Origin of the sequence: Verrucosispora sp. NA02020, assembly GCF_013364215.1 — a bacterium.
Taxonomy (GTDB): Bacteria; Actinomycetota; Actinomycetes; order Mycobacteriales; family Micromonosporaceae; genus Micromonospora.
Map to the genome: position 1 here is coordinate 6,318,087 of NZ_CP054923.1, position 20,237 is coordinate 6,338,323.

16 protein-coding genes are annotated in these 20,237 nt (G+C 72.4%); 9 read left to right on the forward strand and 7 right to left on the reverse strand.

Translation table 11 applies throughout. The features are described from left to right. Nucleotides 1-55 precede the first annotated feature (55 nt). From HUT12_RS28155 to HUT12_RS28170, 4 genes are read left to right on the forward strand one after another with little or no spacing between them, the layout of a single operon-like run. Nucleotides 56-1,495: an FAD-dependent oxidoreductase gene (locus HUT12_RS28155; protein WP_176095228.1), complete on the forward strand. Its 1,440-nt coding sequence runs from the start codon at nucleotides 56-58 to the stop codon at nucleotides 1,493-1,495. Further along, nucleotides 1,492-4,014: a nitrite reductase large subunit NirB gene (nirB, locus tag HUT12_RS28160; protein ID WP_176095229.1), complete on the forward strand. Its 2,523-nt coding sequence runs from the start codon at nucleotides 1,492-1,494 to the stop codon at nucleotides 4,012-4,014. Before HUT12_RS28155 ends, nirB begins: the two co-directional genes overlap by 4 nt. Continuing rightward, entirely contained in the window at nucleotides 4,011-4,358 is a 348-nt protein-coding gene (gene nirD / locus HUT12_RS28165) for a nitrite reductase small subunit NirD (RefSeq protein ID WP_131055220.1), read from the forward strand. Before nirB ends, nirD begins: the two co-directional genes overlap by 4 nt. Then, on the forward strand, nucleotides 4,359-5,447 hold the full coding sequence (locus tag HUT12_RS28170; RefSeq protein ID WP_131055218.1) for a uroporphyrinogen-III synthase: 1,089 nt from the start codon (nucleotides 4,359-4,361) through the stop codon (nucleotides 5,445-5,447). 52 nt (nucleotides 5,448-5,499) lie between these two features. On the opposite strand, the gene HUT12_RS28175 is transcribed toward HUT12_RS28170, so the two are convergent. From HUT12_RS28175 to HUT12_RS28190, 4 genes are all read right to left on the reverse strand, one after another. Further along, on the reverse strand, nucleotides 5,500-6,123 hold the full coding sequence (locus tag HUT12_RS28175; protein ID WP_131055216.1) for an ATP/GTP-binding protein: 624 nt from the start codon (nucleotides 6,121-6,123) through the stop codon (nucleotides 5,500-5,502). After that, nucleotides 6,104-6,469, reverse strand: coding sequence for a DUF742 domain-containing protein (locus tag HUT12_RS28180; RefSeq protein WP_117226208.1), 366 nt, complete (start codon nucleotides 6,467-6,469; stop codon nucleotides 6,104-6,106). The genes HUT12_RS28175 and HUT12_RS28180 overlap by 20 nt, the downstream gene beginning before the upstream one ends. Before the next feature lie 86 nt (nucleotides 6,470-6,555). Further along, nucleotides 6,556-6,963, reverse strand: a complete 408-nt coding sequence (locus HUT12_RS28185) for a roadblock/LC7 domain-containing protein (protein WP_007465177.1) — start codon at nucleotides 6,961-6,963, stop codon at nucleotides 6,556-6,558. Beyond that, nucleotides 6,960-10,076, reverse strand: coding sequence for a sensor histidine kinase (locus tag HUT12_RS28190; protein ID WP_176095230.1), 3,117 nt, complete (start codon nucleotides 10,074-10,076; stop codon nucleotides 6,960-6,962). The genes HUT12_RS28185 and HUT12_RS28190 overlap by 4 nt, the downstream gene beginning before the upstream one ends. A gap of 447 nt (nucleotides 10,077-10,523) precedes the next feature. Here HUT12_RS28190 and HUT12_RS28195 point away from each other — a divergent pair, with 447 nt between their 5' ends. Next, complete coding sequence (locus HUT12_RS28195) at nucleotides 10,524-11,705, forward strand: ABC transporter substrate-binding protein (RefSeq protein WP_131056511.1); 1,182 nt, start codon at nucleotides 10,524-10,526, stop codon at nucleotides 11,703-11,705. A gap of 6 nt (nucleotides 11,706-11,711) precedes the next feature. On the opposite strand, the gene HUT12_RS28200 is transcribed toward HUT12_RS28195, so the two are convergent. Next, nucleotides 11,712-12,572 (reverse strand): ABC transporter permease, encoded by an 861-nt coding sequence (locus HUT12_RS28200; RefSeq protein ID WP_176095231.1) that lies wholly within the window; start codon nucleotides 12,570-12,572, stop codon nucleotides 11,712-11,714. Nucleotides 12,573-12,677: 105 nt separating this feature from the next. Next, on the reverse strand, nucleotides 12,678-13,700 hold the full coding sequence (locus tag HUT12_RS28205; RefSeq protein ID WP_131056595.1) for an ABC transporter substrate-binding protein: 1,023 nt from the start codon (nucleotides 13,698-13,700) through the stop codon (nucleotides 12,678-12,680). A 266-nt stretch (nucleotides 13,701-13,966) separates the two neighbouring features. On the opposite strand from HUT12_RS28205, the gene HUT12_RS28210 reads away from it, so the two are divergent. The 4 genes from HUT12_RS28210 to HUT12_RS28225 all read left to right on the forward strand — a co-directional run bounded on the left by HUT12_RS28210 (nucleotide 13,967) and on the right by HUT12_RS28225 (nucleotide 18,628). Then, nucleotides 13,967-14,749, forward strand: coding sequence for an ABC transporter ATP-binding protein (locus HUT12_RS28210; protein WP_131056597.1), 783 nt, complete (start codon nucleotides 13,967-13,969; stop codon nucleotides 14,747-14,749). A gap of 2 nt (nucleotides 14,750-14,751) precedes the next feature. After that, nucleotides 14,752-15,702 (forward strand): LLM class F420-dependent oxidoreductase, encoded by a 951-nt coding sequence (locus HUT12_RS28215; protein WP_176095232.1) that lies wholly within the window; start codon nucleotides 14,752-14,754, stop codon nucleotides 15,700-15,702. Then, the gene (locus HUT12_RS28220; protein ID WP_131056599.1) at nucleotides 15,699-16,010 is read left to right on the forward strand and encodes a cupin; all 312 of its coding nucleotides are present in this window, start codon (nucleotides 15,699-15,701) and stop codon (nucleotides 16,008-16,010) included. The genes HUT12_RS28215 and HUT12_RS28220 overlap by 4 nt, the downstream gene beginning before the upstream one ends. A gap of 77 nt (nucleotides 16,011-16,087) precedes the next feature. Then, complete coding sequence (locus HUT12_RS28225) at nucleotides 16,088-18,628, forward strand: hypothetical protein (protein ID WP_176095233.1); 2,541 nt, start codon at nucleotides 16,088-16,090, stop codon at nucleotides 18,626-18,628. A gap of 12 nt (nucleotides 18,629-18,640) precedes the next feature. Here the strand turns inward: HUT12_RS28225 and thiC are convergent, their stop codons facing one another. Then, nucleotides 18,641-20,233, reverse strand: a complete 1,593-nt coding sequence (gene thiC / locus HUT12_RS28230; RefSeq protein ID WP_176095234.1) for a phosphomethylpyrimidine synthase ThiC — start codon at nucleotides 20,231-20,233, stop codon at nucleotides 18,641-18,643. Nucleotides 20,234-20,237: the final 4 nt, after the last annotated feature.

Sequence of the window (20,237 nt, forward strand, 5' to 3'; positions counted from 1 at the left end):
AGCAGCACAGTGCGGACAAGCCTCATGGCGACGCGGAGCGCAGCGGAGTGTTGCCATGAGCGGCGATCGGGTGGTCGTGGTCGGCAACGGGATGGCCGGTGCCCGGTTGGCGAGCGAGCTGCGCGGGCGGGGCGGGGACCTCAAGGTCACCGTGCTCGGCGCGGAGCCGCATCGGGCGTACAACCGGATCATGTTGTCGACGCTGCTCACCGGCAAGATCAGCGAGCTGGACGTGGAGTTGGCGGAGGCGGCCGGGCGGGGGGTCGACGTCCGCACCGGGGTCACCGTCCGGGCCGTCGACCGGGCCGCCCGGGAGGTACGCACCGACGACGGCGACCGGATCCGTTACGACCATCTGGTGCTCGCCACGGGTGCGCGGGCGGTCGTGCCGCCGTTGCCCGGTCTCGATGCGGCCCACCTGCCGGACCGGGTGGTCGCGTTCCGCACGCTGGACGACTGCCGACGCATCATCGCGACGGCCCGGGGTGCCCGGCGGGCGCTGGTGCTCGGGGGCGGGCTACTCGGCCTGGAGGCGGCCCGGGGGCTCGCCGCCCGGGGGCTCGGCGTCGCGGTGGTGCACCGGGTGCCGTACCTGATGGAGCGGCAGCTCGACGCCGTGGCCGCCACGATGCTGGCCGGTACGCTCGCCGACCTGGGGGTGACCACCCATCTGGCCGTCACGCCGACGGCGCTCGCGGCCGACGCCTCCGGGGTACGCCTGGAGCTGTCCGACGGCCGGTGCCTCGACGCCGACCTGCTGGTGCTCGCCTGCGGGGTACGCCCGGAGACCGCCCTGGCCGAGGCGGCCGGACTGGCGGTGGACCGGGGTGTGCGGGTCGACGACCGACTGCGGACCGGCGATCCACGGGTCTCGGCGATCGGCGACTGCGCGCAGCACGGCTCCGCGCCGACGGGGCTGGTGGCACCGGCCTGGGCGCAGGCCCGGGTGGTCGCACACCTGCTGACCGGCGAGGATCCGTCGGCCCGGTACCGGCCCCGGCCGGTGGTGACCCGGCTCAAGGCGGCCGGCATCGACCTAGCCTCGATGGGCGACCCGACCGGCGGCCCGGGCGAGGAGCTGACCTTCGCCGACCCGGCCCGTGGCACGTACGCCCGGTTGCGGATCCACGACGAGCGGCTGGCCGGCGCGATCCTGCTCGGCGACAACCCGTCGGTGGGCACCGTCGTCCAGTTGTTCGACCGGGGTCAACCGGTCCCCGCCGACCGACGGGCGCTGCTGCTGGGCCGGTCGCTCGGTGGTGCGGTCGCGGCTCCGGCCGCCTCCCCGGCGTTGATGCCGGACGCGGCCACGGTGTGTCAGTGCAACACGGTCAGCAAGGGCGCGCTGGTGGCCTGCTGGCGCGGCGGAGCCCGGACCGTCGACGAGGTCGTCGCCCGGACCAGGGCCGGGACCGGCTGCGGCGGTTGCCGCGACGCGGTCGCCGGCATCGTCGACTGGTTGTCCAGATCGGATCCGGTGGAGGTGGGACGATGACCGGTGGCAACGTGGTCGTGATCGGCAACGGCATGGTCGGGCAACGGTTCGTCGACGCGGTGCGGTCACGCGACCCGGGGGGACGGTGGCGGGTCACCGTCCTCGCCGAGGAGACCCGACCCGCGTACGACCGGGTGCGGCTCTCCGCGTTCTTCGACGGGGCCGACGTGGACGAGTTGAACCTGCACACCCCGCACGACGGCGTCGAGTTGCGCCTCGGCGAGGCGGCCACCGGGGTGGACCGGGCCCGTCGGGTGGTGTCCACGGCGACCGGCGAGCACCCGTACGACGTGCTGGTCCTGGCCACCGGGTCGTCGGCGTTCGTGCCGCCGGTGGCGGGTACGGACCTGCCGGGGGTGTTCGTCTACCGGACGCTGGACGACCTCGCGGCGATCCGCGAGCACGCCCGGGGCCGACGCACCGGCGCGGTGATCGGCGGCGGTCTGCTCGGCCTGGAGGCGGCGAACGCGCTGCGCCTGCTCGGTCTGGCCACCCGCGTGGTGGAGTTCGCGCCCCGGCTGATGCCGGTGCAGGTCGACACCGCCGGTGGCGCGATGCTGCGCCGCTACGTCGAGGAGTTGGGGGTGGCCTGTCACCTGGGGGTGGCGACCACCGCGTTGCGACCCGGCCCGGACGGCGCGGTCGGCGGCCTGGAGCTGGCCGACGGCACGCTGCTCGACGCCGACGTGGTGGTGGTGGCCGCCGGCATCCGTCCCCGCGACGAGGTGGCCCGTGCGGCCGGACTGGAGGTCGGCCCGCGCGGTGGGGTGCTGGTCGACGACGCCTGCCGCACCTCCGACGAGCGGATCTACGCGGTCGGCGAGTGCGCGGCGGTGCAGGGCACCTGCTACGGCCTGGTCGCCCCCGGGTACGCGATGGCCGAGGTGGTGGCGGATCGGCTGGTCGGCGGGGAGGCCACCTTCCCGGGCGCGGACACCGCCACCAAGCTGAAGCTGCTCGGCGTCGACGTGGCCTCCTTCGGTGACGCGCACGGCACCACGCCGGGTTGCCTGGACGTGACCTGGACCGATCCGGCCACCCGGGTCTACGCCAAACTGGTGCTCTCCGACGACGCGACGACGCTTCTCGGCGGCGTGCTGGTGGGTGACGCGTCGGCGTACCCGACGTTGCGGGCCAGCGTCGGCGGGCCGTTGCCGGCCGCGCCGCTGGCGTTGCTCGCCCCGGAGCAGGCGGCGGGCGCGACGGCGGGCGCGCTGCCGGCGTCCGCCCAGGTCTGTTCCTGCAACGCGGTCACCCGGGGCGACGTCGACGCGGCGATCGCGGGCGGCTGCGCGGACGTGCCGGCGCTGAAGGCGTGCACCCGGGCCGGCACCAGTTGCGGTTCGTGCGTCCCGATGCTCAAACAGTTGCTCGACGCGGCCGGTGTGGTCCAGTCCCGGGCGTTGTGCGAGCACTTCGACGTCAGCCGGCAGGAGCTGTTCGACATCGTCCGGGTACGCGGCATCCGGACGTTCTCCCGGCTGATCGCCGAGCACGGCCGGGGGCGGGGCTGCGACATCTGCAAGCCGGTCGTCGCCTCGATCCTCGCCTCGCTCGGCAACGGGCACATCCTCGACGGCGAGCAGGCGTCGTTGCAGGACACCAACGACCACTTCCTGGCGAACCTGCAACGGGACGGCAGCTACTCGGTGGTGCCGCGGATCCCGGGCGGGGAGATCACCCCGGAGAAGCTGATCGTGATCGGTGAGGTGGCCCGCGACTTCCGGCTCTACACCAAGATCACCGGCGGGCAGCGGATCGACCTGTTCGGCGCCCGGGTCGACCAGTTGCCGCAGATCTGGCGTCGGCTGGTCGACGCCGGTTTCGAGTCCGGGCACGCGTACGGCAAGGCGCTGCGGACGGTGAAGTCCTGCGTCGGCTCCACCTGGTGCCGGTACGGGGTGCAGGACGCCGTCGGACTGGCCGTCGCCCTGGAGCTGCGGTACCGGGGACTCCGCGCGCCACATAAGCTCAAGTCGGCGGTCTCCGGCTGCGCCCGGGAATGCGCCGAGGCCCGCAGCAAAGACTTCGGCATCATCGCCACCGAGACCGGCTGGAACCTCTACGTCGGCGGCAACGGAGGCTTCCGGCCCCGGCACGCCGACCTGTTCGCCACCGACCTCTCCACCGAGGCGCTGATCAGGACGATCGACAGGTTCCTGATGTACTACGTCCGCACCGCAGACCGGCTGCAACGCACCGCCGTCTGGATCGAGGCGATGGAGGGCGGGCTCGACCACCTCCGCTCGGTGATCGTCGACGACTCGCTCGGCCTCTGCGCGGACCTGGACGCCGCGATGGCCCGACACGTCACGTCCTACTCGGACGAGTGGCGGGACGTGCTCGACGACCCGGACCGGCTGCGCCGCTTCACCTCCTTCGTGAACGCGCCGGACGTACCCGATCCGTCGATCACCTTCGCCACCGAACGCGGACAACCCGTCCCGGTCGGCGGCCGACCACCCGCACCCGACGGCCGCCAGCCGGTCACCCTCGGCCTGCCGGAGGTACGGCGATGAGCATCGCGACGACGCTGCGCTGGCACGTGGTCTGCCCGCTGGACCGGCTGGACCCGGACCGGGGCGTCGCCGCCCTCGTCGACGGGGTGCAGGTGGCGGTCTTCCGCACCGGAGACGGGTTGTACGCGATCGACAACCGCGACCCGGTCGCCGAGGCGTACGTGCTGTCCCGGGGCATCGTGGGCAGCCGGCAGGGCGTGCCGACGGTCGCCTCGCCGCTGCACAAGCAGGTGTACGACCTGCGCACGGGGGTTTGTCTCGACCTGCCCGGCGTCGCCGTGGCCCGGCACGAGATCCGTTGCCGGAACGGCATGGTCGAGGTGCGGCTGCGACAGGAGGGGTGAATGGGCGAGGAACTGGCCGGCTTCACCATCGGGGTGACCGCCGACCGACGGCGGGACGAACTCGCCGCGCTACTGCAACGGCGCGGTGCCCGGGTGGTGCTCGCTCCCGCCCTGCGGATCGTGCCGCTCGCCGACGACACCGAGTTGCGCGAGGCGACCCGTACCTGCCTCGACCGGCCACCGGACGTGTTGATGGCCAACACCGGGATCGGCATGCGCGGGTGGCTGGAGGCGGCCGAGGGCTGGGGCCTGGCCGAGCCGCTGCGCTCCGTGCTCGGCGGCGCGTACGTGGTGGCCCGGGGGCCGAAGGCCCGGGGGGCGATCCGCGCCGCCGGGCTGCACGACCAGTGGTCCCCGGAGTCGGAGAGCTGCGACGAGGTGGTGGACCACCTGCGTCGGCGGGGAGTCGCCGGGCAGGTGATCGCCATGCAGTTGCACGGCGAGCGGCAACCGGAGTGCACCCGCGCTCTGGAGGACGCCGGTGCCACGGTCATCGAGATCCCGGTCTACCGGTGGGCCCCGCCGACCGACCCGGCCCCGCTGCACCGGCTGGTCGACCTGGTGGCCAGCCGGTTGGTGGACGCGGTCACGTTCACCTCGGCACCGGCCGCGGAGGCGTTGCTGCGGGCCGCCGGTGACCGGACGGAGACGGTGCTGGAGGCCCTGCGCGGTGACGTGCTGGCCAGTTGCGTCGGCCCGGTCACCGCCGAGCCGCTGGTACGCCGGGGCGTGCCGGTGAGCGCGCCGAGCCGGGCGAGGTTGGGTGCGCTGGTCCGCACCATCGTCGACGAGTTGCCCCGCCGGACGGTCACCATCAAGGCCGCCGGACACCTGCTCACGTTGCGGGGCCACGCGGCGGTGATGGACGGTGACCTGAGACCGCTGGCCCCGGCACCGATGGCGGTGCTGCGGGCACTGGCCCAGACACCGGGTCGGGTGCTGTCGCGTACCGCCCTGCTGCGGACCCTGCCGCGTGGCGCCGACGAGCACGCGGTGGAGATGGCGGTGGCCCGGCTCCGGGCCGGGCTGAAGGCCCCCCGGGTGGTGCAGACGGTCGTCAAACGCGGGTACCGACTCCGGGTCGACTGACCGTACGCGGGAGCCCGCCGGTGGAGGTCCACCGACGGGCTCCCGCCGACACTCAGCCCACCGGGGTCGGAAAGCCCCGGTCGTGTTCGGCCTGCAACCGCGCCATGGCGTGCTCGACGACGGTCATCAGCACCCGCTTGACCGAGTCCCGCTGCCGGGCGTCGGTCAGCACCAGCGGTACGTCCGGCGAGATGGCCAGCGCCTCGCGGACCTCCTCCAGTTCGTACTGCTGCGCGCCGTCGAACCGGTTCAGCGCGACCACGTACGGCAGCTTGCGGCTCTCGAAGTAGTCGAGCGGAGCGAACGCGTCGGTTATCCGGCGGGTGTCCACCAGCACCGTGGCACCCACCGCGCCCCGAATGATCTCGTCCCACATGAACCAGAACCGGGTCTGCCCAGGTGTGCCGAAGAGGTACAGGATCAGGTCCTGTGCCATGGTGATACGGCCGAAGTCCATGGCGACCGTGGTGGTCTCCTTGCCCGGCACCTTGGACGGGTCGTCGATACCGACGCCCGCCGCGGTCATCACCGCCTCGGTGGTCAGCGGTGTGATCTCCGAGATCGCCCCGACCAACGTGGTCTTGCCGACACCGAAGCCACCCGCGACGACGATCTTCGCGGAGATGATTCCCCGGCTCTGGCGGGCCCCGGCGGGGTCATAGCTCGCGAAGTCCACTCAGCACCCTTCCCAGCATTTCCATCCGCTCCTCGAAACCTGTGGCGGGAGCGGCCGTCTGTAGCGTCAACAGGCCCTCGGCCACCATGTCGGCGACCAACACCCGGGCGACACCCAGCGGTAGCCGGGTGTACGCGGCGATTTCCGCCAGCGATTCGGGCCGGCTCTCGCAGACCATGGCGATGCGATGCTTGTCATGCCCGGCAAACCGCGACTCGGCGATCTGGGTGGGGCTGGCGACCAGCACCGCTTCCAAGGCGATGTCCTGCCGCGGCTCGGTCCGTCCCCGGGTGACCGCGTACGGCCGCACCAGTGCACCACGCGGGTCACGTCGGTGTTGCTCCATCCGCGATCACCTCCTCTCCCCTCCGCCGGCATGTCGCCACCGGATCTCCTCCGTACCGGCGCGGGGTTGCGCCGGTCCTGTCCCTGTTATGACCGCACCGCGTCCCGGGGCAGCGGCACCAGCGCCGCGCCGACCCGCTCGACCAGCAGTGCCATCTCGTAGCCCACCTGCCCGACGTCGCAGCTTCGCGCCGCGAGCACGGCCATCGACGACCCGTCGCTGATCGACATCAGGAACAGGTAGCCGCTGTCCATCTCGATGACCGTCTGCAGCACCCCGCCGGCACTGAACATCCGCGCGGCGCCCTCGGTCAGGCTCACCACGCCGGAGGTGATCGCGGCGAGCTGGTCCGCCCGGTCCCCCGGCAGGTCACGGGAGGAAGCGAGTAGCAGTCCGTCGGCGGACACCGCCACCACGTGGGCGATACCCGCCACGCTGTCGGCGAAGTTGGTGAGCAGCCAACCCATGTCCTGCATGGCCGCTGGCCTGTTCATCGGCTCGTCTCCTTGGTCGAGGTGCTGTCCTGGCTCGCTCCGGCCGTCCGTCCGCGCTGCACGCCACGGTGGTAGGCCGAGAGCAGACCGCGTACTTCGTCCGGCGTACGGCGGCTGCGCTCACGTCCGCTGCGGGGCTCGATCCCACCGGGGACGAGCTGCTGCTGCGGCACCCGCTTGGGCAGTCCGGACCGGGTGGTGCCGGCCGGGGTCGGCTCGGCCGCCTTGCTGGCCCGCGTCCAGCCGTCGTCGGCCGCGGTCCGCCAGGCGTCGGACTCCGAGGCCTGCGGGGCCGCCGGCGACGGCGCCGGGGGCGGCGTGGCCGAGGTGGCCGGTGGCGGTGCCGCCGGTGGTGGCGCGGCGGGCGGAGTCACCGTGGGCAGTGGCGTGGTCGCGGCGGTCGTCGCGGTCGACGCGGCCGGTGACGACTGGTACGCGGGTGGCGGCGCGGGCTGCGCGGCGGCAGCCGCCCCGGGTGTACGTGTGGGCAACGGGCTCCGTCCCCGAGTCGGCTCGACGGCCGGCGCGGGTGGGCCGGCAGCCGGCTGCGGCGGCTCGTCGAACTGCGGTCGGCTGAAGATGGCGGTGGCGTCGTTGCCGTGCGAACGGAACCAGACCGCCTCCATCTCGCGGAAGATCGGCGCCTCGGCCTGGGGTTCCGGCGGGGCGGTGATCGGCGCGGTGGCCTGTGGTGCCGTGGCGGCCAGGCTGGCGCCCAGGCCACGGAAGGGGGTGTCGGTCTGCGGGGTCGCACCCACACCGAACGCGGTCGGTGCGCTCATCGGTGCCCCGGCGACCGGACCGGCCGGCAGCACCGGGTCGGGCCGGGCGGCGGGCGGTGCGCTCCGCTGCGGCAGCGGATCGAGTGACGGCTGGGCGACCGTCGGCGTGCCGGCGTTGAACCCCCCGGCGAAGGCGGGCGGTGCGGTACGGGCCGGCGGGGCCGGCGGCTCCGGGGTCGGGGCCGGGTTCGCGGTCGGCCACGGCGCCGACGAGGGGGTGGTGTCGCGCCACCGCTCGGTCAACGTGGCGAGGTTGGTGCGACCGGTGCCGGTGAGCGGCTCACTGGGGGCCGGCGGCGTCGGGGTCTGCTCGACGGCGAGCGGCTGACGCGGCCGGGTGATCTGGTCGCGGCCCCGCAGGCTCGGCAGGATCACCGTCGAGGCCGGCAGGGTGATCTGCGCCACGGTGCCGCCCTCGACGTTGCGGCGCAGCTCGACCCGGATGCTGTAGCGGGCCGCGAGGCGGCTGACCACCGCGAGACCCATCAGCCGGAAGGCGGCCACGTCGACGGTGGACGGCGCGGCGAGCCGGCGGTTGAGCGAGTCGAGCTGCTCGTCGCTCAGCCCGAGGCCCCGGTCCTCGATCTGGATGAGCACGTAGTCGCGGATGCGGCGGCCGTCGGCGACCACGGTGGTGTTCGGCGGCGAGAAGCGGGTGGCGTTGTCGAGCAGCTCGGCCACCAGCCGCACGACGTCGTTGACCGCGTGCGCGGCCACCGAGACGTCGGTGTCGACGGTGCCGAACTCGATCCGGTTGTAGAGCTCCACCTCGGACTGCGCGGCGCGCAGCACGTCCACCAGCAACGCGTCGTCGCGACGCGGCACGGCCGAGTCCGCGCCGGCCAGCACCAGCAGGTTCTCGTCGTTGCGGCGCATCCGGGTGGCGAGGTGGTCGAGCTCGAAGAGCTGGGCGAGCCGCTTCGGGTCCTCCTCGCCACGTTCGATCGCGTCGAGTTCACCGATCATCCGGTCGACCAGGGTCTGACTGCGCCGGGCCAGGTTGAGGAACATCGCCGAGACGCTGGTCCGCAGGGCCGCCTGTTCGGCCGCGACCCGGACCGCCTCACGGTGTACGACGTTGAAGGCCAGGGCGACCTGTCCCACCTCGTCGCGGTTGTTGAGCTGGATCGGGTCGCGTACCTCGCGGACGATCTCGTCGACGCTGCCGTCGCTGACGTTGCCCATGCCCTGGAGGCGGCGCACCGCCTCGGGCAGGTCGTGGTTGGCCACCGAGAGCGCACCCTCACGCAGCCGGCGCAGCGAGTGGTTCAGCGAACGGGCCAGCACCACGGCCAGCGTCACCGCGATGATCAGGGTGAGCAGCACCAGCGTCGACTCGACGATGGCCTGCCGGATGACGTCCGTCCGTGCCTGCTCGGCCTGGGCGAGCAACTGGTTCTGAAGCTCGATCTCGGCCCAGCGCATCAGCTCGTTGACCGCGCCGATCGCCGCGGTGGCGTCCTGCGCGCTGACCGGCGAACGGTTGCCCACCGAGCGGCTGATGTCGGTGGCGATCCGGTCGGCCAGCACCACCGCGTCACCCGAGACGGTGCTCTCGACCAGGGCCCGCTGGGCCGGGTCGGCGGCCAGCGAGAAGGCCAGCAGCGCCTCCTGCTGGCCGGTCAGGGTGGCCACGAACGCGGAGAACTGTTCGTTGTCCAGCCGGCCACGGGTCAGCGCCGTGAAGGCGATCGACTCCTCCTCGGCGACGGCGGCCTTCGCGCGGGCGAAGGCGGCCACCGCGCGGCGGGTGTCGGCCAACCGCTCCTCACCCGGCAACTGGGCCAGGCCGTCGCCGTAGGCGACCAGGTCGGACAGGACCACGCCGTACCGCAGGGCCGCCTCGGCGACCTCCATCTGCGAACGGTCGAGCACCTCCTGCCGGGTGCCGTCCAGCGTGTCCAGGTGCGTGTCGATGGTCCGTAGGCGGTCGCCGACCGCGCTGGGCACCTCACCGACCTTGGACCGCTCCGCGCGGTACGCCTCGATCCGCTGCTGGGTCTGCCGGACCCGCAGGTTGTACGCGTCGGCCTGCGGCTGCGGCTGGGCCAGGTAGGCCGCTGCCGCCATCCGTTCGGCGTGCAGGTCGTTAGTGAGCGCGGAGATGTTGATGGACAGTGCGGTCAGCGATCGGGCCTGGGTGGCGTCGTAGGCGCCCTCGCCGACAGAGACGAGACGGACGGTGGCCAGCGCGATGACCGCGGCGACCGGCACGACCAGAATCAGCGCCAGCTTGGACCGGATCCGGGCGTCACGCAGCCGGAACAGGCGGCGAGGCGCCTTCGGCACGGCGTCACCGCTGGCGGGCAGGGTCGTCGGTCCGGTGCTCACGACATCGCCTCCGTCGTTTTCTCCACGCCTGGCCCGTCGATCCGTGCATGGAGCGACGGCCAGCGCCACGCGCGGCACGGCCGCGATTTCATCAGACGAGATCGTGTTTGGGAAGCCGCAGGCGGGCAGGAATCGGTCGGACGTCGCGCATCCCGTGATCCGGTCAACTAATACCTACATTTCCACAGCGCCCTGATCAGGGCATGTAACTCCAGAGTGGCGAAGCATGTCGCCACAGTGAGCAACGGAAAACATCTGGTTACCCCAACATGTGGGATCGGCGTCCCGAAACGCCTCCAGTGGTCCCGCTTGACCGCAGCGCCCGGCATTGGCAAGGTTTTGCAGGCTTCGCGCACACGGTACGGCAGACCCTTCCCAATTATCCACAGTGGACGGTTGCCGACACCAGTGACCGGGCCCCGCCCGCGCCACACCAGGAGGACTGAGTTGACCCCCTTCCGCTCCGCGACCGCCACGGCGCTCGCATCCACCCTGCTGGCCTCCATGCTCGCCGGCTGCCAGTTCGGCGGAGAGGCGAGGGACACGAGCCCGATCGTCATCGCCGCCGACCTGGAGCTCTCCGGAGCAGCGGCCGGGGTCGGCAAGGCGTACCGGCAGGCACTGGAACTCAAGGTCGAACAGTTGAACGCCTCGGGTGCGCTGAACGGCCGGTCGATCGATCTGCGGGTGAAGGACAATCGTTCCGACGCCAGTGAGTCGCTGCGAAACATCGCGGACTTCAGCAACGATTCGGCGGTCAGCGCCATCATCATGGGCGGCTGCAACGAATGCGCGGTCGGCGCGGTGCGCACCATCAACGAAAAGCAGATCCCGACCATCGCGCTCGCCGCGGCGGGCGCCATCACGAGTCCGGTCGCAGAACGACGGTACGTGTTCAAATTGGCACCGAACGCAGCCGACAGTGCCGACGCGCTCACCGTCGAACTGCGCCGCCGCAGCATCGACACGATCGGCATTCTGCACACCGAGGACACGTACGGCCGGGAGGGTGTCACCGCGCTGCAGCGCGAGTTCGACAACGCCGGCATCCAGGTGGTGGCCCAGGCCTCGGTCCGGGCCACGGACACCGAGGTGGACGGGCAGGCCAGCACGCTGGCCGCCGCCAACCCGGAGGGGATCATCATCTGGACCTCGCCGGAGCAGGCCATGCTCGCCGCCGCAGCGGTGAAGCGGGCCAACTTCTCCGGGGCGCTCTACCTCGACGCCGCCGCGGCCGGTGACCTCTTCCTCGGGTCGGCCTCGCGGGCGGTGGAGCGGGCGACCCTGGTGTTCACCCAGACCATGGTGATCGACGACGTCATCGCGACCACCCCGGCGAAGGCCGCCCGCCGCCAGTGGTTCCAGGACTACACCGCCCGCTTCGGCGGCTACCACGGCTCGTCCTCCTTCGCGGCGGACGCCGTCCAGCTCATCGCCGACGCCGAGCTGCGCTCCGGCGGCCCGGCCGGACAGGTCGACCGTGACGGCCTCCGCGACGTGCTGGAGACGTCCCAGTTGGACGGCCTGTCCGGACCGATCCGGATGACGCCGGACAACCACTCCGGGCTGATGCCGCAGGCGCTCACCACGCTGGTCGCCCGGAACGGCCGGTGGCGTCTGGCCGGCTGAGCCGGGTCAGCGGCTGGAGGTGGTCTCGCGCACCCAGGGCAGGCTGCGACGCTCGACGAGCACCAGCACGGTGTACAGCAGGATGCTGACCAGGGCGACGAGGATGATCGCCGCCCACGCCGTAGCGGTGTCACCGATGCCCGCGTACTGCTGGATGACGAAGCCGAGACCACCCTCACCGGCCTGGAACTCGCCGATCACCGCGCCGATCGCGGCCAGCGGCATGGCGACCTTGAGCCCGACGAAGATCTGCGGCAGCGCGGCCGGGAAGCGGACCTTACGGAACGCCTGCCAGCGGGAGGCGTTCCAGGACCGGACCAGCTCGGCCAGCTCGGCCGAGGTGGTGGTCAGGCCGGTCGCGGTGGAGAGCACGATCGGGAAGAAGCAGAGCAGGAAGACCATCGTCAGGATGGGCTTCTGACCCCAACCGAGCGCCACCACCAGCAGCGGGCCCAGGGTGATCTTCGGGACCGCGTTGACGGCGACCAGCAGCGGGGTGAACATCCGCTCGACCGTCCGCGAGGCGGCCAACGACAGTCCGATCAGCACACCCGCCACCGCCGAGAGCAGGAAGCCGAGCAGGATCTCGCCGGTGGTGGTGACGGTGTGTTCGAGCAGTCGGTCCTGCCCCATGCGGAACGCGGTCAGCACGTCGCCGGGAGGCGGCAGGGCCGCCGGGTGGACCAGCTCCAGCCGGGCGACCAGCCACCACACACTGAAGGCGATCAGCAGGCCGGCGGCTGGCAGCAGCGCGGACGTCGCGCCGTCCCGCAGGTCTCCCGGCCGCCACCGCCGGCCACGCGGTGCGGCCGGGGCCGGCTCCGGGGCGGGCGTCGCCTCCGGCTGCCGTGAGCGGACGTCGGTCATCGGATCCTCCTGCGGTTCGGGTGGTCAGACGCGGGATCGGGGTACGCCGTACCGGCTGGCCGGCACGGCGTACCCCGCGGTGGAACTGGAACGGACTGGTCGACCTCAGGCCTTGGGGGCCAGGTTGAAGTCGATGATCTGGTCCGGGCTGAGGTCGGACTTCAGCGCACCGGCACCGCGCAGGATCGCGATGCTCTTGGCCACCCGGCCACTGTCCAGCGTGCCCAGAGCGGTACCGGAGTTGCTCGACCGGACGTACCCGGCCATCAGCTGCAGCTCGGCGGCGGCAGCGGCGGGCACCACGGCCTCGACGTTCTTGGCCAGGATCTCGGCGGCCTCCTGCGGGTTCTCCAGGGCGTACTCCAGGCCCTTGAGCAGGGCCGCGGTGAACCGCTTGACCATCTCCGGCTTCTCGGTGGCGACCTGCTTCGAGGTGATCAGCACGTTGCCGTAGAGGTCCTGCATCACGTTGCTGTACGGCAGCAGGACGGCCTTCTTCTTGGTCACCGCCTCGATGGTGGGCTGACCGACGACGAACTGGCCGATGCCGTCCACCGAGCCGGAGGCCAGCGTGCCCATCAGGGTCTGGGCGTCACCGTTGACCCAGGTCACCTTGTCGTAGTCGATGCCGGCCATCCGCGCGTACGTCGGGAAGAGGTTCCGGACGACCGAGCCGGGGGTGTCGGCGAGCTTCTTGCCCTCCAGGTCCTTCGGCGTGCTGATGCCGGTGCCCTCGACGGTCGCGATGGCGGCCATCGTGCGCTGCTGGATCGCCGCCACCGCGACGAAGTCCTTGGCCTGGCCGTTGCCGAGCTGGAGCAGACCGCCGGTCAGGTCGATCGGGCCGAACTGCGCCTGACCGCCGACGATCGTCTGGATCACGGCGTTGGTGCCCTGGCCGGGCTTGATGTCCACGTCGAAGCCGGCGTCCTTGAAGAAGCCCTTCTCCTTCGCCACCCAGGCGTAGGCGTCACGCCCGAAGTTGCCGAACGAGGTGAGGTAGGTCACCTGCTCCATCGAGGAGCCGACGTTGTCGTCAGCGTCGTCCGAGCCGCTGCCGCACGCGGAGACCAGGGCGAGCGCGGTGGCCATCGTGGCCGCGGCGACCGTACGGGTCAGCCTTCTCATCAGTACACCTTGTCCTTTCCCACCGGAGGCGTCGCGGGCCTCCGGGAGGGGATGTTGGGGCGGTACCGGCAGCCGGGACGGAAGCCGACACCGCGTATCGAGGGGACTCTTCGCGGGCACAGCGTACGAGAACCTCACCTTTGCGACGCCAGGCATACCGGGTTGCGGAACGGAAACAACTCATCTCCACCCCGGACGGTGAGATAACGGTGGAGACCGCTAACCTTTGGGCGGAATCCTGACTACTCACTCAGGGAGGCCGTCGGATGATCCGCCTGTCCGAGGTTTCGCGCACCTTCGACGGCCGTAGTGGCCGCGTGGAGGCGCTGCGCGGCATCAACCTCGACGTGGCCGACGGCGAGTTCGTCGCCATCCTCGGTCGCTCCGGCTGCGGCAAGTCGACCCTGCTCCGGCTGATCGCCGGTCTGATCCCGGTCACCTCCGGCGAGATCACCGTGGGTGGCGAGACGGTCACCAAGCCGCGCCGCGACATCGCCATGCTGTTCCAGCGGCCGGCTCTGCTGCCGTGGCGCACCGTGCTGGACAACGTCCTGCTGCCGGTGGAGATCTTCGGCTGGAAGCGCGCCGACTACCGGGACCGTGCCCGGCAACTACTCGACGTGGCCGGGCTGGCCGGTTTCGAGAAGCGGCTGCCGCACGAGCTGTCCGGCGGCATGCAGCAGCGGGTGTCGCTCTGCCGGTCCCTGATCGGCGACCCCCGCGTGATGCTGATGGACGAGCCCTTCTCCGCGCTGGACGCGCTCACCCGGGAGGAACTGTCCGGGGAGTTGCAGCGGGTGCACATGCGCAGCCGGGCCACGGTCGTCTTCGTCACCCACTCCATCGACGAGGCGGTACTCCTGGCCGACCGGGTGATCGTGCTCAGTCCGCGCCCCGGCCGGGTCCGCAAGATCGTCGACGTGGCCATCCCCCGCCCCCGCACCCTAGGCCGCCACGCGCACCTGGCGGAGGTCGCCCAGGTCAGCGCCGACCTGCACGAGCTGCTCATGGAGCGGGACCACCCCGCGACCGCCGGTACGCGGCGGTGACCATGCGGGTCACTGTCTTCACCGAACCGCACCGGGGTGCCAGCTACGACGACCAGCTCCGCTTCGCCCGACTCGCCGAGGACGGCGGTTTCGAGGCATTCCTCCGCGCCGACCACTACCAGTCGATGAGTGACGCGCCGGCGCTGCCCGGCCCGACCGACGCCTGGCTGACGCTCGCCGCGCTCGCCCGGGAGACCAGCCGGATCCGGCTCGGCACCCTGGTCACCTCCGCGACCTTCCGGCTGCCCGGTCCGCTCGCGGTGATGGTGGCCCAGGTGGACCAGATGAGCGGCGGCCGGGTCGAGCTGGGCATCGGCGCCGGATGGTACGCCCGCGAGCACACCTCGTACGGCATCCCGTTCCCCGGCACCAGCGAACGCTTCGACCGGCTCACCGAGCAGCTCGACGTACTCACCGGACTGTGGCGGACCCCGTCGGGCAGCACGTACAGCTACAGCGGCGACCACTACCAGTTGGTGGACGCCCCGGCGCTGCCCAAGCCGGTGCAGACCCCGGGGCCGCCGATCATCATCGGCGGACGCGGTCCCAAGCGCACCCCGGACCTGGCGGCCCGCTTCGCCGACGAGTTCAACGTGCCCTTCACCGACGTCGCCCGGACCGCCGAGTCCTACGAGCGGGTACGCGAGGCGTGCGACCGGGTCGACCGCGCCGGCACCGGCCGGGCACCGCTGGTGCTCTCCGCCGGCATCGTGGTGGCGATCGGACGCACCGACGCCCAGGCCCGACGACGGGCGGCACCACTGCACGTGACCAGCGCCCTCCCACCCGAGGAGGCGGTGGTCGGCTCTCCGGAACAACTGGTCGACCGGATCGGCGAGTTCGCGGCCGTCGGCACCGCCCGCGTACACCTGCGGTTGGTCGACCTCGACGACCTGGACCACCTGGAGCTGATCGCGGCCGAGGTGCTGCCCCGACTGGAGGGAACCCGATGACCGAGACCCCCCTCGACCTGCCCACGCTCGGCCCGGTGGGCCAGGAGGTCGTCTTCGAGAACGACCGGGTCCGGGTCTGGCACATCCGGCTGGAGCCGGGCGAGCGGCAGCCGCTGCACCGGCACGACCACCCCTATCTGGTGGTGGCGGTGCAGGGTGCGAAGAACGTGGTGCAGACCATCGACGGCACCACGATCGACGCGGACGAGCCGACCGGCGGCGTGGTCTACCGCGACCCGGGCGCGGTGCACATGCTGACCAACGTCGGGGACACGACATACCTGGCTCGCCTGGTCGAGCTCAAGTAGACCCGCCGGACGCAGGTAGCAGCCGTCCCACGGCGCGCCGGTGGCGATCGGCCGCCACGGACCGTAACGTGCCGACCATGGCCCATCGGACCTTGAGCCGGCTACTGCTCACGGCGTTCGGCGTCAGCCTGCTGGCCGCCGCCGGTCAGCTGGGCGTCGCCTTCGGCTTCGGCATTCTCCGCCTCACCGGCGCCTTCACCGGCACCACAGTCAACCAGTGGCCGGCCCAACTCGTCTGGGCCGGGTGGTTCGCGGCGAACGCCGCCGTCGTCGGCGCCGTACTCACCGAACGTCTCGCCGAGCGCCACGGTGGGCTCACCGGTACGCATCGTCAACTGGCCGTGGCGTGCAGCGCCGCGCTGGGAGCCGTCGTGGTGGCGCCGCTGTGCATGCGACCGGCCCGCGCCGTCGAACTCGTCTCGGTCGACCCGGTCTGGGCCGTCGCCATCTGCGCCGTCCTCGGTGCGGTGGTCGGCGCGGGCGCCGCGCTGGCCGCCCTGCTCCGGCCGGCCTTCGCCTGGAACATGGCCGGCATCGCCGGCGCGGTGTGGCTGCTGGCGCTGCTGTCCGTCGCACCGTCGCTGGCCGCGACCGGGCCACTGACCCCGGTACGCCTCGGCGTGCTGGAACCGAGTTGGCTCTCCGCCGACGCGGCGCAGCGGTTGACCCTGCTGCTCCTGCCGCTGATCGGACTGCTGGCCGGTGCCGCGACCGGCGCCCTGGCGCGGTGGCGCGGGCAGCCGCCGCTGATCAGCGGCCCGAGCGGGGTGGCCGGGCCGATCCTGGTGGCGTTCGCCTACCTGGCCGCCGGTCCTGGCGACGCGAGCGATCGATACCAGCTCGCGCCCTACTACGGCGCCCTGATCACGGTCGCGGTCGGTGCCCTCGGGTCGGCCGCCGCCGCGCTGCTCCCCCTCGCCGTCCTCGACCGCGACACCGCCGACAGCGCCGGGACCGCCATCGAACCGACCGCGATCCTGCAACCTCTGCCGGCCTCCCCCACCCTGCCGACGTCGGCCGCGCGTCCCGCCGACCGTCCGGCCGGCACCGGGGCCGCCGCCGGGGCCGTCGTGGTGGCCGACCCACCCGGCGGTACGCACACCAGCCCCGGCCTGCCGACCACCAGCCCCGGCCTGTCGGCCACGGGCGACGTGTCGCCACCGCACTGGCACTGGCCCGGCGAGCCCGCTCCCCCGGTACCCGCCACGCCGGACGGACCGCCGACCGGCACCTCGCCGAGGCCCGGCGTCCCGATCGCCGCCGGCCCGACCATCGACGGCGACCTCGCATCGGCCGCCGACGGGACTTCCTCCGCCGCAGTGGCGGACTCGACCACCGGCACCCCGTCGACCAGCGGCACCCCGTCGGGCAGCGGACGACCGGACGAGTCGGACGCGGACACCGGCTCCACCGCTGCTGGTCCCCTCTCCGTCGGCGCCGCTCGCGGCGACGTCTCCGACGCGGCCCCCGATTCCGCCATCGGTGCCGACCACGAGACGCCCGAGACCGACCACGACGCGACCACGGCCGACCGCGACGCGACCACGACCTCCGACCACGGCGCGGTCACCGACGCCGGCCCCGGCGCCACCCGGCCCACCGCCGTCGACCTGGACACTCTCGGCACACCGGCCCTCGCCGTCCAGGCGACGGACCCGCTGCCGAACGGTCCCGAACGTCCGGACCAGCCGATGACCGGCGCGATCAACGGGCCGTCGTCAGGTGGGCCCGACCCGGTCGGCGACGGCGGTGACCTCACCCCGACGGCGGGCCGGGCACCCGGGCGTACCCGCACGCCACGTCCCCTCGCCGAACCGCCGAACCGGGCCGTGCCGGCAACCCGGTCCGGCGACCAGGCCCGGTCGTCGAGCCCGTTCGACGATCCGAGCCCGAGCGCGTACACGCCGCCGCCCTGGGCCGGGCCGAACCAGAGCGGCGGTACGGATTCCGCCGACACCGTGCCCGTGCCGCCGGGCGCCGATCCCGCGTCGGCGCACGACGACGGGGTACCGACCGACGGCGGTCTGCCGGACACGGCGGTGACACCGGCGGCCCGTCCGGCGGAAGGGCCGGAGACCGCACCCTGGCCCCGACACCGCCTCCCGTTGCCCGACCTGAACACGACGGAGTCCTGGAACGCCTTCGCACCGGCCCGCCGCCCCGACCCGGCCGACGAGACCGCGCCGCCGACCGGATCGGGCACCGACGGACCGTCGGACGACGCCGCCGACCGGGTCGACTCCACCACCGGGCCCGACCCGGCGGCAGCCGCCCGGGACGTCTCGGCGGCCTTCGCCAGTGCCGCTCCGGCGGTCTCCACCGACCCGGCGGCAGCCGCCCGCGACCTGACGGCCGCGTTCACCAAACCGCCCGTCCCCCGTGCCGAGCCTGCCGCGCCGGAGCACGAGCGGGAGAAGGGCCGCCGGGGACTGTTCCGGCGCAGCCGGCCCCGCCCCGCGGAGACCGAGCCCGCGGAGCAGGAGGAACCGCTCGCCGCGCAGGACGAGGAGTACGTCGACTGGGTGGCCGGACTCGGCCGCCCGTCGATCGAGGACGAGCCGCTGCCGAAGGAGACCCGCCGCCGACTGCGGCCGACCGGCCGGCACCACCGGGAGTAGCCGGGACGGTCGTCAGGCCAGCGGCAGGTACACCCGCCCGCCGGAGGCGAGGAACTCCTCGGACTTGTCCTGCATGCCCCGGGCGGCGTACTCCTTGAGGTCCTGACTGATCTTCATGGAGCAGAACTTCGGCCCGCACATCGAGCAGAAGTGCGCGGTCTTCGCCGGCTCGGCGGGCAGCGTGGCGTCGTGGTACGACCGTGCCGTCTCCGGGTCGAGCGAGAGGTTGAACTGGTCCTCCCACCGGAACTCGAACCGCGCCTTGGAGAGCGCGTCGTCCCAGGCCTGCGCGCCCGGGTGCCCCTTGGCCAGGTCCGCCGCGTGCGCCGCGATCTTGTACGCGATGACCCCCGCCTTGACGTCGTCACGATCCGGCAGCCCCAGGTGCTCCTTGGGCGTGACGTAGCAGAGCATCGCGGTGCCGAACATGCCGATCATCGCCGCGCCGATGGCCGAGGTGATGTGGTCGTACGCGGGCGCGACGTCGGTGGTCAGTGGACCGAGCGTGTAGAACGGCGCCTCGTGGCACCACTCCTGCTGGAGGTCCACGTTCTCCTTGATCTTGTGCATCGGCACGTGGCCCGGCCCCTCGATCATCACCTGCACGTCGTACTCCCAGGCGATCCGGGTCAGCTCGCCCAGCGTCCGCAGCTCGGCGAACTGGGCCTCGTCGTTGGCGTCCGCGATCGAGCCCGGCCGCAACCCGTCGCCGAGCGAGAACGTCACGTCGTAGCGGGCCAGGATCTCGCACAGCTCCCGGAAGTTCGTGTAGAGGAAGTTCTCCTCGTGGTGCGCCAGGCACCAGGCCGCCATGATCGATCCGCCCCGCGACACGATGCCGGTCACCCGGTCGACCGCCAGCGGCACGTACGGCAGCAGCACCCCGGCGTGCACCGTCATGTAGTCCACGCCCTGCTCGGCCTGCTCGATCACGGTCTCCCGGAACACCTCCCAGGTCAGCTTCACCGGGTCGCCGCCGACCTTCTCCAGCGCCTGATAGATCGGCACCGTACCGATCGGCACCGGCGAGTTGCGCACGATCGACTCGCGGGTCTCGTGGATGCGCTTGCCGGTGGACAGGTCCATCACGGTGTCCGCGCCCCACCGGGTCGCCCAGGTCAACTTCTCGACCTCCTCGGCCACCGAGGAGGTCACCGCCGAGGTGCCGATGTTGGCGTTGACCTTGACCAGGAACGCCTTGCCGATGATCGCCGGCTCGCACTCCGGGTGGTTGATGTTCAGCGGCAGCACCGCCCGACCGGCAGCGATCTCGTCCCGGACGAACTCCGGGGCCATCCCCTCCCGGATCGCCACGAACTCCATCTCGGGCGTGACGACCCCGGCCCGCGCGTACGCGAGCTGCGTGGGACGGTTGCCGTCCGCCCCGCCCAACGGGGTTCCGGCACCGCGTACCGGGGCGACGTCCCCCCGCTCGGCGATCCACGGTCCCCGCAACGGCGGCAGACCGACCTCCGGGTCCGAGCCCGGCCCGGCGGTGTCGTAGAGCCGGACCGGCGGGTTGTCCCCGGTCAGCTCGACCTCCGCGAACGGCACCCGGACGTCCGGTCGCGAACCCTCGACATAGACCTTGCGACGTGCCTGCATGACA